General features: G+C 39.6%; 13 protein-coding genes and 1 pseudogene. 5 read left to right on the forward strand and 9 right to left on the reverse strand.

Features of this window, described 5'->3' with window-relative positions:
- Positions 1 to 1,531 (forward strand): helicase C-terminal domain-containing protein (locus tag CDZ78_RS11285; RefSeq protein ID WP_244559233.1); only part of this gene is annotated, 1,531 nt, incomplete at its 5' end.
- Between the two features lie 744 nt (positions 1,532 to 2,275).
- Here CDZ78_RS11285 and CDZ78_RS11290 read toward each other — a convergent pair.
- From CDZ78_RS11290 to rdgC, 3 genes and pseudogenes are all read right to left on the reverse strand, one after another.
- A pseudogene (locus CDZ78_RS11290) lies at positions 2,276 to 2,647 on the reverse strand (carbonic anhydrase); the annotation flags it as partial.
- 173 nt (positions 2,648 to 2,820) lie between these two features.
- Positions 2,821 to 3,792, reverse strand: a complete 972-nt coding sequence (locus CDZ78_RS11295; RefSeq protein ID WP_087870103.1) for a L,D-transpeptidase family protein — start codon at positions 3,790 to 3,792, stop codon at positions 2,821 to 2,823.
- Positions 3,792 to 4,700: a recombination-associated protein RdgC gene (gene rdgC, locus CDZ78_RS11300; protein ID WP_087870104.1), complete on the reverse strand. Its 909-nt coding sequence runs from the start codon at positions 4,698 to 4,700 to the stop codon at positions 3,792 to 3,794. Before rdgC ends, CDZ78_RS11295 begins: the two co-directional genes overlap by 1 nt.
- 200 nt (positions 4,701 to 4,900) lie before the next feature.
- Here rdgC and CDZ78_RS11305 point away from each other — a divergent pair, with 200 nt between their 5' ends.
- From CDZ78_RS11305 to CDZ78_RS11315, 3 genes are all read left to right on the forward strand, one after another.
- Positions 4,901 to 5,434: a DNA-deoxyinosine glycosylase gene (locus CDZ78_RS11305; RefSeq protein WP_087870114.1), complete on the forward strand. Its 534-nt coding sequence runs from the start codon at positions 4,901 to 4,903 to the stop codon at positions 5,432 to 5,434.
- Positions 5,435 to 5,530: 96 nt separating this feature from the next.
- On the forward strand, positions 5,531 to 6,118 hold the full coding sequence (locus tag CDZ78_RS11310; RefSeq protein WP_087870105.1) for a formyltransferase family protein: 588 nt from the start codon (positions 5,531 to 5,533) through the stop codon (positions 6,116 to 6,118).
- Positions 6,119 to 6,176: 58 nt separating this feature from the next.
- Complete coding sequence (locus CDZ78_RS11315) at positions 6,177 to 6,494, forward strand: hypothetical protein (protein WP_087870106.1); 318 nt, start codon at positions 6,177 to 6,179, stop codon at positions 6,492 to 6,494.
- A gap of 162 nt (positions 6,495 to 6,656) precedes the next feature.
- Here CDZ78_RS11315 and CDZ78_RS11320 read toward each other — a convergent pair whose 3' ends face one another.
- The 6 genes from CDZ78_RS11320 to CDZ78_RS11345 form a co-directional block, all read right to left on the reverse strand.
- Positions 6,657 to 6,845, reverse strand: coding sequence for a hypothetical protein (locus CDZ78_RS11320; RefSeq protein ID WP_087870115.1), 189 nt, complete (start codon positions 6,843 to 6,845; stop codon positions 6,657 to 6,659).
- A gap of 435 nt (positions 6,846 to 7,280) precedes the next feature.
- The gene (locus CDZ78_RS11325; RefSeq protein WP_087870116.1) at positions 7,281 to 8,576 is read right to left on the reverse strand and encodes a dicarboxylate/amino acid:cation symporter; all 1,296 of its coding nucleotides are present in this window, start codon (positions 8,574 to 8,576) and stop codon (positions 7,281 to 7,283) included.
- A 234-nt stretch (positions 8,577 to 8,810) separates the two neighbouring features.
- A complete protein-coding gene (locus tag CDZ78_RS11330) occupies positions 8,811 to 9,590 on the reverse strand; it encodes a (5-formylfuran-3-yl)methyl phosphate synthase (protein WP_307190492.1) in 780 nt (259 codons plus the stop codon).
- Positions 9,542 to 10,099 (reverse strand): DUF447 domain-containing protein, encoded by a 558-nt coding sequence (locus CDZ78_RS11335; protein WP_087870108.1) that lies wholly within the window; start codon positions 10,097 to 10,099, stop codon positions 9,542 to 9,544. The genes CDZ78_RS11330 and CDZ78_RS11335 overlap by 49 nt, the downstream gene beginning before the upstream one ends.
- Complete coding sequence (locus CDZ78_RS11340) at positions 10,096 to 11,484, reverse strand: DUF6513 domain-containing protein (RefSeq protein ID WP_087870109.1); 1,389 nt, start codon at positions 11,482 to 11,484, stop codon at positions 10,096 to 10,098. The genes CDZ78_RS11335 and CDZ78_RS11340 overlap by 4 nt, the downstream gene beginning before the upstream one ends.
- Positions 11,481 to 12,017 carry a flavoprotein gene (locus tag CDZ78_RS11345; protein ID WP_087870110.1) on the reverse strand — a complete coding sequence of 179 codons (537 nt, stop codon included), beginning with the start codon at positions 12,015 to 12,017 and terminating at the stop codon, positions 11,481 to 11,483. Before CDZ78_RS11345 ends, CDZ78_RS11340 begins: the two co-directional genes overlap by 4 nt.
- A gap of 378 nt (positions 12,018 to 12,395) precedes the next feature.
- Between CDZ78_RS11345 and folP the strand changes: the two genes are divergently transcribed.
- Entirely contained in the window at positions 12,396 to 13,229 is an 834-nt protein-coding gene (gene folP / locus CDZ78_RS11350; RefSeq protein ID WP_087870111.1) for a dihydropteroate synthase, read from the forward strand.
- Positions 13,230 to 13,241 lie beyond the last annotated feature (12 nt).

Genomic DNA, 13,241 nt, shown 5'->3' on the forward strand with positions numbered 1-13,241 from the left:
ATCTTTAAACTGGGATCAAAGTAAATTCCCCGAGATCAGGTGCTCTGACCATAAACTCGGTGAATGGGAGAAAGAGTGGCGCTCGCTGACGTCACTGCAAAACCCGGCCTGGTATGCCAGCGGTAAGTCGGGTAACCGGCAACGTTTAATACTAGGCTTTAACAGTCCGTTTTACCCTAACGTACTCGTATCGACCTCTGTTTTTCAGGAAGGGGTCAATCTACATTTACAATGCAGAAAAGTTCACCATTATGGTATTGCAGGCTCCCCAGGGAACAACGAGCAAAGAGTGGGGCGAGTCGATCGTCTTTTTGGTAAAGTAAATGAGCTTTTGAAAGTTGATGGTCTAGCCGAATTGGAAATTAATTATCCCTTTCTTAAAAGTTCTGTGGACGAAGATCAGGTAGCATCCTTTATTGCCAGAAAGTTCCAAGTTGAAGATAGAATGGATAATTGCACTCAGTCATCGTTTGATAAATCTGTTGAATTGACAAGGGAAAACTGGCATGACTTTCTGCGTAAGCCGATTACTACAACGGGAAAAGAACTTTCGGTAAAAGATCCTTATGAAGCTACATTTGACAGCTTAATGCCTCAATACAGTTATGTTCCGTTTGAATCTCATGATAGTCTTGATGTTACAAATCATATTGCGTCCCTCTTTGGCGAAATTCTAGATGCCACAGATGATATATTGTATGGCATTAAAGAGAATAAACACAATCCAAATGCAATTTTTCTGATTGATCCAGCGGTAAGACATAATGATATAAGTAGACGGCAGCCAGTCTTAGTAGAACAACATTTTTCAGCTAAATTTTCAGCCCTAGTTAAAGGTACGGTATATTATGTCTCATTTACATCACCTTTGGCTTCAAAAGAAAATTTAAATAACAGTGGTGGTGATTATGAAAGTCATCTTTTTTCACTAGCAAAAAAAATAACTAGGAGGTGCCCATTGGTACGGATTGTTATCAATGAAGACGCACAGTATAGTCATTTCTATTTGCACGCTAGAGTCGATTTACCAATCTTTGTTGGGTCAGGTTATCTTTCCATGTTGTCAAAAAACGAACTGAATATAGCTTTTCAGCAATTGAAGGTGTTTTCAGATCAGTTTGAATTAGGGTTGTTTGAGGGTAAGCAAGATCTGACCGTTCCTCAATTAAGGTTATCGAAATATATTGAAGATGCAGATCCAGCTAAATATCGTATAAATAAGACGTTCTCAACTGAGAACAATGTCAGACGCTGGGAGAGGTTGAGCTCATCATGTGGGGACAGCGAGCACCTTTACTCGGAAATATCAGTCACAAGTTTTGATAAAAAACATTCTGCTTCAGTGAAAGAGATGCAACAACATTCGCTATTTATAAAAACTCTCATTACCAATGGGTTATCACCCTTTGTGAATTTCAGTCCTTTAGGTACTGATTATGTCCACGCTGGAATCGGGTATCCTTCTGGCGACATTCAAGACGATGAACGTATATTGTTGGAGAGGTGGTTCGATTATGTGGGGGCTGGGTAATAGGTAAAAAGAGTGGTAAAGCATACACGGGGTCTAACAATCCAGTATTTTAGGCGTTATTAGTTAGGATTATCATAAATATCTGAAAATATTTTGAATGTTTGCAGTGGGTCTATGACGGTCTTTTACAGTAAGTTTGAGTCATAGCCAGCGACTTATAGCTAAGATACAAGCTGCCCGTCGCAACCATGCATGAAAATATAGCTTATTCTAAGCAATATCGGCTTCATCCTGTAAGGCATGAGTTCTGTTTAATTGATCTATGGCATTAACTTCAACATCTAGTGCTTTTAATAATCCATCTTCCATACCATAAACTTATAGCAAAAGTTAAGAGAACAAAATAATCAAATTCTGAAAAAAATAGTCGCCCAGTCCAGGGGGAAAAGTCTAAGATGGGCAGTAAAGCGGGTATGACTATCAGCCATGCTTGTGAGTATTTTCGAAGAATTGTAGCGTAAAGTAAAAGCATTGCGACTAAGGCAGTAGAACTACCAGGGTAAGCTATAGATTTCCAGAGCAGGATGGCAATAATAATAACTGAAGTTTCCCAATTATTGAGTAGCTGAAATACACAATGCTGGTGTATCGAGGTTTATTTTAGGTGGTTTTGCCATGTTTATAGCAAACCCCTACTTAATTCCCCTTAGGCAATAGCATTTGAAACGAATGAAAAGACTATTTTTTTCATATAGTTGTAGCATAGTTTCAATTTTACCATAAATAATTATTGGGAAACTTCAGTTTAATATGACCTAACCAGTTATCAATCAAGCCCAGCTCTTTACCTTCAAAAGCTGCTTTGATGCCTCCACAGCCATAATGTCCACAAATGATGATATGTTTCACATTCAGGACTTCAACTGCAAATTGAATGACTGATAAGCAGTTCAAATCAGTATGTACCATAACATTTGCAATATTGCGATGGACAAAAACTTCTCCGGGCTTTAAATCAATAACCTGGTTTGCCGACACGCGGCTATCAGAGCAGCCAATCCAGAGGTATTCTGGCGTTTGTTGTTTCGCTAAATCATGAAAAAAATCAGGATCATCCGCCGTCATTTTTTTTGCCCAGTTTTGGTTCTTTTTTAACAGATTTTTTAATTGTCGGATCATAAAGTTCTCTTTTTTTATTATTATCTGAATCAGGGCAAGGTATAGAGGGTTAAAATTAGACGGGATTATTGTCTAAATTTACCGTCTAGTGTGTTTAAATTAACTCTATACTGTCTATTATCCTCAATTGTTATTTCAATGCCATGATTATTTTGTAATATGACATTCGTTTAATTGCTGGTTTCAGTTGTTTGTATGCTAGCTTGCTCAAATATTTTTATGGGTAAACCTTTTCTTTCTGTCAGAGCATCATTTAAAGCAGAACCATCTAGAATTGGCAGTACACCATTATTGGCCTGTTCAATTAAATCCAGTGCAATGTCCAGCAAATTATCTGTTTGATGGTTTTCCAGTGGCGGATGTACTTCAATATATAGACTGTCTCCAGCCCAAGCTACTTTGACAGCCTGGTTTACAATGCTTACCGGTGTACCAACAGTTATCAGCGGAAAAAGAGTGTCAATATCTTCAGGGTACATACGGATGCAGCCATGACTGACACGCATACCAACGCCATAAGGCTTATTGGTACTATGGATAAGATAGCCTGGAATCCCTAAGCGCATGGCATATAATCCTAGCGGGTTATTAGGCCCGGCAGGTACAACATCAGGTAAAGGGTCGCCCTTTGCTGCATGTTCTTTTTTTATGGACTCTGGGGGAGTCCAGGTGGGATTTTCTTTTTTAGCGATGATGCTTGTCTGACCTAAAGGGGTATCCCAATCCTGCCGGCCTATGCTAATCGGGTGAGTAATGACCGAGGAGGGTTCTTTACTCCCAGGTTCAGGAAAGTAATAGAGCCTAAATTCAGGTAAATTAAGTACTAAACCTGAACGTGGAGCATCGGGTAATAGCCGTTCACTTTGTAGCTGGATTTGCGCACCTGCTTTGGGTAACCAGCGATCGACATCAGGGTTTAAGCGTATGATTTCATTCTGGCCTAAATCAAAGCGACGTGCTATATCCAGTAAATCTTCATTTTTGCTAGCTATTGTTTTCTTGTTGATACCTTGAGAAAACTCCATGACCAGGCTGTCCTTTGCATTGTCTGGCAATACAAAGGAGATAGCATAAATATTAGAGCTAGACAGGATAAAAGTGCTAGCTATTAATATTTTTATTGTGCTACGTAATGAACTCATTAGCTAATATTTTCGCCGCCAAATAATTCTAACAGACGAGGTAGAAAGGAGCTCAACTCTTGGGACATGATGGTAAAGTCTACATCGAATTGTTCTTCAGCCGAATCAGTTTCAGTATCAGCAACCTGATCCTGAATAAGATCTAAAAACTTCAGACGCTTAATAGACAGGTTTTCATCGACAATAAATGATAGTCGGTCAGACCAGCTAATAGCAAGTTTGATCACTTGTTTGCCTGTATCTAAATGATTTTTGATCTCTGGAGCAGCTAGGTCATGGCGTTTACAGCGAATGATACCGCCGGCTTCTTCAGGTGCGCGTAACTCACATTCATCTTCAACTAAGACATCAGCCGGTGTTTCATTTTTCAATAGCCACTGAGTCATGGTGCTGACTGGTTTTTCTTTAGTACTCACGGGTACTAACGGCAGAGAGCCCAGATTTTTACGCAAAAAGCTGATTAATTCTTCGGCTTTTTTTGCTGAAGCTGCATCAACGATAAGCCAGCCACCCTTAGGATCGATATAGACAAAGGTTTTTTTAGAAAAACTAAAAGCACGTGGCAATAGCTCAAAGATAATTTGATCTTTAATTTCAGTGCGTTCTTTTTTGGATAGTTTACGTGCTTCCTGATCTTCTTTTTCAGTGATTTTGTCTGCCGTCATTTCATTAATGACACTTGTTGGCAGCACCTTTTCTTCTTTTGTCGCACAAAGCATTATAAAGCCATTAGCCTGATGGATCAGCTGCTCAGAGCTGCGACCTAGAGGGGATGTCCAGCCATAGCTGAATTCTTCTGTGGAGGAGCAGGGCTTGAAGCGTAAACTATCTAGTTTTTCTTCTAGTTCTGTAGGCGTTAAAGTAAAGGCTTCGGTTAAGCGATAAATAGCAAGATTTTTAAACCACATAGTTTAGATTTTATAAGATAAATTTTGAACGCGTGTTGCGGAGAGTTTTTTTGTATACCTACTCTATAGCAGGCTGTGCATTATCGCAAAAAATAGGCTTAAAATCAGTAAAATTCTAGGTCATTTATACTTCTAGCACTGACGGTTGCAAACTATATGTGCTATTGTGGATTACATTTGGCATAGTCTTAATTGCATTAATGACAGAACAATCAGGTTTTAAACTATTGGGAAATAATAAGGCACATATTTTAATTCTCGGTAGTATGCCTAGCGTGGTCTCATTAGAAAAACAACAATATTACGGGCACTCCCGAAATGCTTTTTGGCAGATCATGGCGGCTTTATATAATGACGGTAAACCGGTTGATTATCAGCAAGGGCAGCAACTGTTGCAAGCTCAGCGAATTGCTGTCTGGGATGTGCTAAAATCCTGTGTGAGACAAGGCAGTCTAGACTCTGCAATTGAGAAAGAGTCAGTAATAATCAATGATTTTGACTCATTATTTGCTACATTTTCACAGATTAAATATGTGTTTTTTAATGGTGGCATGGCTGAAAGTTTATATAAAAAATATGTTTTCCAGACCTTAGCTCCCGAGTATAAGGCATTGTCTTATACTAAGCTGCCCTCAACCAGCCCAGCCTATGCGGCTATGAGTTATAAAGATAAACTAGCTGCATGGTCTGAATTGAAAACACTATGTAGAGCGGACTTTAGTCCGCCAGTGTAAGCATTTCTGTAGGGGAGGGTAAAACTAGCGGACTAAAGCCCGCTCTACCCCTGCTAGGTAGGCAATAAATAATCAACAAAGATTAGTGAGTATTGAATGAAAATAAGTTTTTTAGCCTCGCATGGTGGTAGCTCTGCCAGACAAATTATTTCTGCGATTAAGGCGCAAACCTTAAAAGGTTTTGAAATAGGTATTTTAATTACTAATAATAAGACAACGGCTATCTATCCATGGTGTCTGGAAAATGGGTTAGAAGTCGTGCATATCAGTGCAGAAACTCACCCAGGTACTGAAGATGCAGCGATAAAGCAGGCTTTACTTATGGCGGGTACTGATATTGTTGTGTTATCTGGTTATATGAAAAAAATTGGTAATGAAACTTTAGCTGCATTTAATAATAAAATTTTAAATATCCATCCTTCATTATTACCTAAACATGGTGGGCATAAAATGTATGGGGATTATGTGCATGCAGCCGTTTTATCTGCAGCTGATATGGAGAGTGGGGCCTCTGTACAAGTGATTAATGCAGATTATGATGCAGGTCCTGTTTTGTTGCAGCAAAGGGTTCCTGTCTTGGCTGATGATACGGTAGCAAGTCTAGGAGAAAGAGTACGCGCTGAAGAAGGTGATTTATATATAAATGCCTTAAAAAAATGGCAGGCAAATAACTTTTCAATTTAAACTGACACCTATATTTATGCAAGAAAAACAAAAAACTGTCGTGTAAGATACGGAGTTATTGGTTGGTTTAGGCAAAAGTAAGCGTTTGATGGCTATGCGTGAGTCACAGGCGATGCGCCCAGCTAGTACGCCAGTTAAGAAGAATCAGACGTTTGTAGTCAATAAAAGAGATGCTGAAATAAAACAGGCGAGAGATCTTATTGAGCAAAATATAATAAAAATTAAAGCAAGCTATCCGCCAGGTATGCAAAATAAACTATTTGCTTTACGCTATGGTTCCGAAGAAAAAATTCAGCAGATGTCATTGCAACAATTATTTGCTGTATTGAATATTAATCAGGTATTAGCGAAAGGGGTTGCTGAACTTAAATTTTAGGATTAACTGAAACAGAATTGTAGTTTGTAAGGTGGGATTGGGGGATTTATTATGAAAACTACCTTAACAGGACGTTAAGGTAGTTCTTTCACACAATATAAGGGAGATAAAACATCTCCTTTTTTACAATAAATCTAAGTCATACTTATTGATTTGAAGGGTTTATTCAAATACGTTTTTTTGTGCTCTTCTCTTTGCATCTGCAGCATCAAATGCTGCTTGAGTAGATGCTGTTGAAGCACCTGATTGTAGATGCTCTGTTTCTCTACCTTTTAGTATAAATACACCAACTACAGCGATTAAAATGATTCCGCCTATGTATAGAGTTGAATTATCTTTTTCTTCAGCCATTTGACTATCCTCGTTATTATTTTTATAAAACTGCGCTTTGCACAGGTAAGGCACGTTTATTTTTGTTATTTGCCTTGCGTATGTCGGGAGCAAGTTACTCTAATTCGACGATGTATTTTTATCATGATTAAATGTATCGTGTCAAAACAATATTTATTTAAGGGATTTATTAAGTTAGGATAATTTATATCTTATTGATATTAAAGAGATGTTGGTTTTATCTATTTGGGGTGTTTTTAACTATGCCGGGTCAGTAGGGAGGTGAGGATTTACTGCTTGTAGCTGTACTTGAATAGGATGCAGAGGATGTATTTTGTGTTTTTATTTTTATAGCTAATACTATTCTCTTCGAATGGTTTCTCGTTTTTACATGGTGTATGTTCATAAATACGTATATCAATTGGTTTTATCTGGGGTAAACGTTTGCTTTAATGATTATGTTTTATGAGGTAAATGTAGCTCAGAGATTGTACCCGCGTCAGGATCATTGAAAACAGTATCATCAATTGTGTTTTCTCCCCGTGCCACGATACAGGTGACAGTCGCATCGCCGGTAATATTGACAACTGTTCTCATCATGTCCAGTAATCGGTCTACCCCTAGAATCAAGCCTATGCCTTCAACAGGTAGGCCCACTTGATTAAAGACCATAGCAAGCATAATAAGCCCGACACCTGGTACGCCAGCGGTGCCGATAGATGCAAGAATAGACATACCGATAATAGTAATATATTGAGTTAGCTCTAGGTCAATCTGGTAGACATTGGCAATAAATACTGTGGCAACGCCCTGCATGATGGCAGTACCATCCATATTAATTGTTGCGCCTAAAGGAACGGTAAATGCGGCTGTTGTATTGTTCACACCGATACGTTTCTCCAGGGCGCGTAGGGTAACAGGAATAGTGGCATTGGAACTTGCTGTGCTAAAGGCAAATATATGCGCCGGGCGCATTTTTTTGAAAAATATCAGTGGATTGAGTTTGGCAAAAAAAGTAAGTAATAGGGAGAATGTTCCTAGAGCATGCAGAAGTAAGCATAAAATGACCACAGAGAAATAACCGATCATAGGTACAATTAAAGCAAAGCCCTGCTCTGAAAATGTTTTTGCCATTAGGCAGAATACCCCGATCGGGGCAAAGTCCATGACTAAAGTGACCACTTGCATCATCACTTCATTTAATTTTTCAGCAGTCTCAGCCAGTTGCTTACCTATTTCGCCAGTCATTAGCATGGCAATGGCAAACAGGATGACAAAAAATATTATTTGCAGCATATTACCCTGGGCAAATGCTTCAATCGGATTGCTGGGGATGATATTAATAAAGACATCAGTAATTGGCGGAGAAACCTTGGCAACAAAAGTTGTTGTGTGTTGCTGCTGTGCAAAATCTTTGCCGGGTGCCAAAGTAATGGCAATAGCTAAAGCCAGAGAAATGGCTAGGCCGGTGGTCAGTATATATAAAAGAAAAGATTTAAGTCCTATGCGTCCCAGTGCATTAATATCGCCAATGCCACAGACACCGCAAATAAGTGAAAAAGTAACTAAAGGCACAACTAGCATTTTTAGGGAATTGATAAAAGCCGAACCAATAACATGGAATAAGCCATTAACAAAATAGGTCTGGATAATTGCTTGATCCGGAGTAAATATATTTATCAAACTGCCTAATATAAGCCCTAAGCCCATAGCAATTAAGATTTTATTGGTCAGAGAAGTTTTTTTTGTCATAGTTTTTAAAAGTATATATCGTTGGCTAGATGCTGGCTGAATGATTACAATCTTCGTTACTTGTAGGTGGGTGGCCAGCATGGCTTAAAATGCTGATTACGTATAACTCTCAGCCAAAGTGAAATTAAGCTTTAAACATTAGTATGTTAAAAAACACGTCATTCCCGAATGTTTTTATCGGGAATCTATGCTTAATCAACGAGATTCCTGCTAAAAGCATACAGGAATGACGAGCTATGGCTGAGAGTCATGGGCATAGGCAAAGGATTGTTGATATTCATCAGCTAGTGCTAAAGCCGTTTTAATATTTTGCATGGCGATAGGGTCAAGTGAGGCTGTGCGAGAGTGTTGTTCACATAAAGCTCCTCTAAAACCTAAATAATCGGCTTGTAGTGGGAGTAATGATGGAATATCGACTGCACGTAAGGAGCCGGCAAGACCACAGAGTAATTGATAATGTTTGGCTGTTTGTACAAAATGCTGCAATGTAGCCAGGGGCATTACCTGGGTAAGTGAGCCATTAGTTTTATTCATGGTGTCCAGCATAATGCCGGTGAAACCAGCCTCTGCAAATTGTTTAATATTGTTTAAATCAGGTTGCTGGTCGGCAAATAATACGGCAATTAATTGTATGGAATCTTGAGTTAGAGTTGCCAGTTTTCTTATCACTTTATTCCAGTCCTGACCCGGAAAAAAGCCAATTTTTATATAGTCTACACCTGTATCGGCCATTTTATTGACGGCATCAAAAATCACATCAGCTTGCATGGGTAGGTCACCTATCGTAGCGCTAACAGGTTTTACCTGTTGTAATCCGGTGACGATAGTTTGTACCTGTTGTGTCTGTAGTGCTCCTAAAGCACCGAGTGCAGGTTGTTTCAGGTCAATAATATCCACATCAAACTGTAATGCGATTATTGCTTCTTCCAGGCTATTGACGCTTGCCAGCATACGACTCATATGGGTTATAGCTCTCTTAATTTTTGTTCTATTGCCTTTGTAATCCAGTCCCATGCTTCTCTTTCTTTAGGGCCTGCTGTTTTATTAAAACCGATATGTAAATATTCCAGTTCAGTGTGAATTTTAGCAGAAGATAACCGGTTAATACGACTTAATAAAATTGCAGCTTCCAGGACAGAAAGTTGAGCACGATTAAAGCCTTTAAATGCAGAGTGGTTAACTCGATGTACTGATTGACAGAATAATTTTGGGCGTACCGGGTCATCATCAACATGAGTTAATTTGACTTCGCAATGAGCTAATGTACCTTCTAAAAAATGACCATCGATTTTTTTTGCTTTTTTTAAGGGCCATTCATACCTTCCGGTAACACAACCGGCAAAAATTCTGACATCGTCGGTGTAATTAATGACCGCCGTTTTAGTTTCCAGAATATTATCTAAAGTAACAGAAGGGCGAAAAGGGAGAATAATAAATTCATCACCGGCAACATGAATACCCATAGGGGCAATATGCGTTTGACCTTCATTATTATGTGTAGTTACGATAGTTTCTTGAATCATGATTTTTTAAATGTGGTTCCGGCGGGCTTAAATGTATGTAAGTCGACAGTTTGTTCACTGGTTTTTGCTGCACAACCCCAGTCTAGGGATTGGTCCTGATTAAAACGCTTGCCCAGTTGCCAGGCAGTTTCTGCGCGAGCGAGTTCAACGCCTAGATAAAAAGCATGGCCAGCATCGTTTTCAACTTGTAGTTTAGGGTATAAATCAAAAGGGTCGATAGCGCTATGAAAGCCATCACGGTTGTATATATGCACGCCTTCAGTACTGATTTGAATACGAAAGCTCGGATCCCTAACCTGTGCAGCAAATTCCTTGATTTCCGCCAGTTGATAAGGGAACGGTGAAGTCTCATGTAGGGCCATCAAATCAGGATTAATATGTTTGGGTAGCGTATTATTTTCTTTGGCTGCATACATAATGCGCCGTGCCACATCGGCTTCTTTAATTGCACGGCCTGCATGTTGACTAACTTCGGTAGCAAGGATCTGCTTAATATTGAGTTCTGAACACATACCTAATAATATTGCGTTCATACCCGCAGTATCAGCATGCGTGAGTTCGGTGATATTACCTACGCCGAGCATCATTTCAATCTCAGGGTGCTTCTGTCGTACAGTATGATAACGCACTACCGATTCGGTAAAACCAAAATGGATTGGATCAAGAATCGGATCAACGATAAAGGCTTTGTTTTTATTCTGTAAAAGAGTAATAGCTCTATCCAGAGAACCTATATCTGTATGCTTTTCCGGAATGATAACTGGAATGGCATCAACCTCATCAGCAACCCATAAGGTACTTTCATGTAAGCTGAGCATATAATCAGCACCGGCTTTTGCACCGCGTAGTAGATCAGCCGTCTCTAAAGAATCAATACTGACTTTAAATCCCTCCAGTTTTAAAGCGCGGATGATATCTTCCATATGAGCAAAGGGAGTGTCGGGTAAGCAGCCTATATCAATAATATTTGCGCCATTATTTTGGTAATAATAAGCACGTTGAACGACTTCTTCGATTGCAAGGTTGGGAGCATCGACAATTTCAGCAAAAATTTTTACATCATAGTGAGTTAAATCAATATGTAATGCCTGTTTGCCAAAATAAAGCGGTAAATCTTTTAATTCATCAGGGCCGCGTTCGACAGGCACAGATAAGGTTTTGCTGAGTTCTTCAATATCACCACGGCATCGGCCTGGGATGATTATCCGGTCGGCATTAAAAGTATCCTTTAAGCGGCGGCCAATCATATCAGCCGTCATTAACGCTGCCACTTTAACGCCAATCTGGTGCACCGTATAGCTAAATTCGGGTTGCATCTTTTTCAGAATCTGACGCAATTGTTTTTCTGCCAGTTTGCCTGTTAAAAACAGGATGTGTTCACTCATGATAAAGAAGCCAGGCGTTGTTGCATTGCTAACTGGAGTTCATCGACGCTTTCTACTACGGTGGTATATTCAAAACTACGTAATTTTTCAGTGGCTTCCAGGTCAATTTTTCTAGGATAAACCATCACTTCGCCGCCCGGAGCTGTCGTTTTCATTTCGGGAGCAATATCACAAGGGTAAACAATATTAGGTATACGGCATTTTCCAGCCTGAGAATAAAGATTAGTCACTAATGAATCGGCAATGCCCAGCACGAATTTTGCGACAGTATTTGACGTCGTTGGGGCAACAATCAAGGTGTGATAATAGCCTTTATAAAATAAGCCTACCGGTGGAGCAGAAGCGGCTTTATCGCGATAAATACGGACTTTATCACGTAAGTCATTAATTTGTATGCCGTACATTTTTAGCACTTCCTCACCGGCCTGACTCAGATATAAGTCAACATTATCTAAAGTGAGCATATACTCAATGCACTCTTCGATATAATGTCCCGAGCCAGTAACAGCCCATGCGATACGAGGTGAAGTCATAATTTAAAGATTGATTTGTATTTATATCGAACGAGAATAGGGCGGACTTTAGTCAGCTTACGGTTACAATAGAGATGTTTGAAAAATAAACTCCTTTTTCTAAAGGGAGAAGAGGGTAGGGTTAAAACTGAGCAGTTTTATTTTCCTTAGCCAATCCTTCTTTAGCAAAAGTGAAATTAAATCAATAACATTGCCTTAGGTTGTGGAGCATATGTTTTGCGTAGCCAGCTATGCGCCTGTTTTAGCGCCTTGCTATCAACAAAAAACAACTCGAAATATTTTCTGCAACCGTAACCGCGCGAAGTATATTATATACGTTGCCATGTTTTCTTGGCAGGTTTCTTGGTAAAAAAATGCTTGTTTGGAGCGAGTACCTTTATGTTTAATAATTTAACTGGCCCACTTATCATGGGTATTCTTAATGTCACACCTGATAGTTTTTCCGATGGTGGAAAATTTACTGCTATTGACAGTGCTCTGCTTCAAGCACAGTTTATGATTTCTGCAGGGGTAGACATTATAGATATAGGCGGTGAGTCTACCCGGCCTGGCTCTGAGTCAGTATCGGCAGAAAAGCAGATATCCCGTGTTATTCCGGTGGTCAAAGCAATACGCAAAGACCTGTCCGCAACGCTCCCCATTAGCATAGATACGACTTTAAGTGAGGTGGCTAGGGCGGCACTGGATGCCGGCGCGACGATAATTAATGATATCTCAGCAGGTGAACAAGATGCAGAGATTTTATCTTTGGCCGCGAAAAGGAATGTGCCTATTATTTTAATGCATATAAGAGGTCAGCCTGATAATATGCAGGAGGCGCCGTTTTATCAGGATGTTGTTGCTGAAGTTTTAAATTCTTTACAAGAACGTGTCGATGTCGCTTTAGCTGCAGGAATTGATAAAAATCAGATAGCTATAGATCCAGGTATTGGTTTTGGCAAGCGTAGGCAGGATAATCTGGATTTGCTGGCTAATTTAGATCGTTTTGTCGCCACAGGCTACCCTGTTTTATTGGGTACCAGTCGTAAGCGATTTATGGGGAGCTTATGTGCAGTTACTGAACCGGCTGAATTAGTCAGTGCAACGGCTGCAACGACTGCTTTAGGAGTGCAGCAAGGCGTGCAAATGTTTCGTGTTCATGATGTTAAAGAAAACAGGCAAGCGGCTGATGTGGCATGGGCCATTAAGGAGCGAGGGTTTAATAATACCTGAAAGTATGACGCA

Origin of the sequence: Bathymodiolus platifrons methanotrophic gill symbiont (assembly GCF_002189065.1) — a bacterium.
Classification (GTDB): Bacteria; Pseudomonadota; Gammaproteobacteria; order Methylococcales; family Methylomonadaceae; genus Methyloprofundus.

What these genes read in the sequence shown, in the direction of transcription:
- CDZ78_RS11295 (WP_087870103.1), bottom strand. Translation starts at nt 3,792, where the DNA reads ATGAGTTCATTACGTAGCACAATAAAAATATTAATAGCTAGCACTTTT.
- rdgC (WP_087870104.1), bottom strand. Translation starts at nt 4,700, where the DNA reads ATGTGGTTTAAAAATCTTGCTATTTATCGCTTAACCGAAGCCTTTACT.
- CDZ78_RS11305 (WP_087870114.1), top strand. Translation starts at nt 4,901, where the DNA reads ATGACAGAACAATCAGGTTTTAAACTATTGGGAAATAATAAGGCACAT.
- CDZ78_RS11310 (WP_087870105.1), top strand. Translation starts at nt 5,531, where the DNA reads ATGAAAATAAGTTTTTTAGCCTCGCATGGTGGTAGCTCTGCCAGACAA.
- CDZ78_RS11320 (WP_087870115.1), bottom strand. Translation starts at nt 6,845, where the DNA reads ATGGCTGAAGAAAAAGATAATTCAACTCTATACATAGGCGGAATCATT.
- CDZ78_RS11325 (WP_087870116.1), bottom strand. Translation starts at nt 8,576, where the DNA reads ATGACAAAAAAAACTTCTCTGACCAATAAAATCTTAATTGCTATGGGC.
- CDZ78_RS11330 (WP_307190492.1), bottom strand. Translation starts at nt 9,590, where the DNA reads ATGGGACTGGATTACAAAGGCAATAGAACAAAAATTAAGAGAGCTATA.
- CDZ78_RS11335 (WP_087870108.1), bottom strand. Translation starts at nt 10,099, where the DNA reads ATGATTCAAGAAACTATCGTAACTACACATAATAATGAAGGTCAAACG.
- CDZ78_RS11340 (WP_087870109.1), bottom strand. Translation starts at nt 11,484, where the DNA reads ATGAGTGAACACATCCTGTTTTTAACAGGCAAACTGGCAGAAAAACAA.
- CDZ78_RS11345 (WP_087870110.1), bottom strand. Translation starts at nt 12,017, where the DNA reads ATGACTTCACCTCGTATCGCATGGGCTGTTACTGGCTCGGGACATTAT.
- folP (WP_087870111.1), top strand. Translation starts at nt 12,396, where the DNA reads ATGTTTAATAATTTAACTGGCCCACTTATCATGGGTATTCTTAATGTC.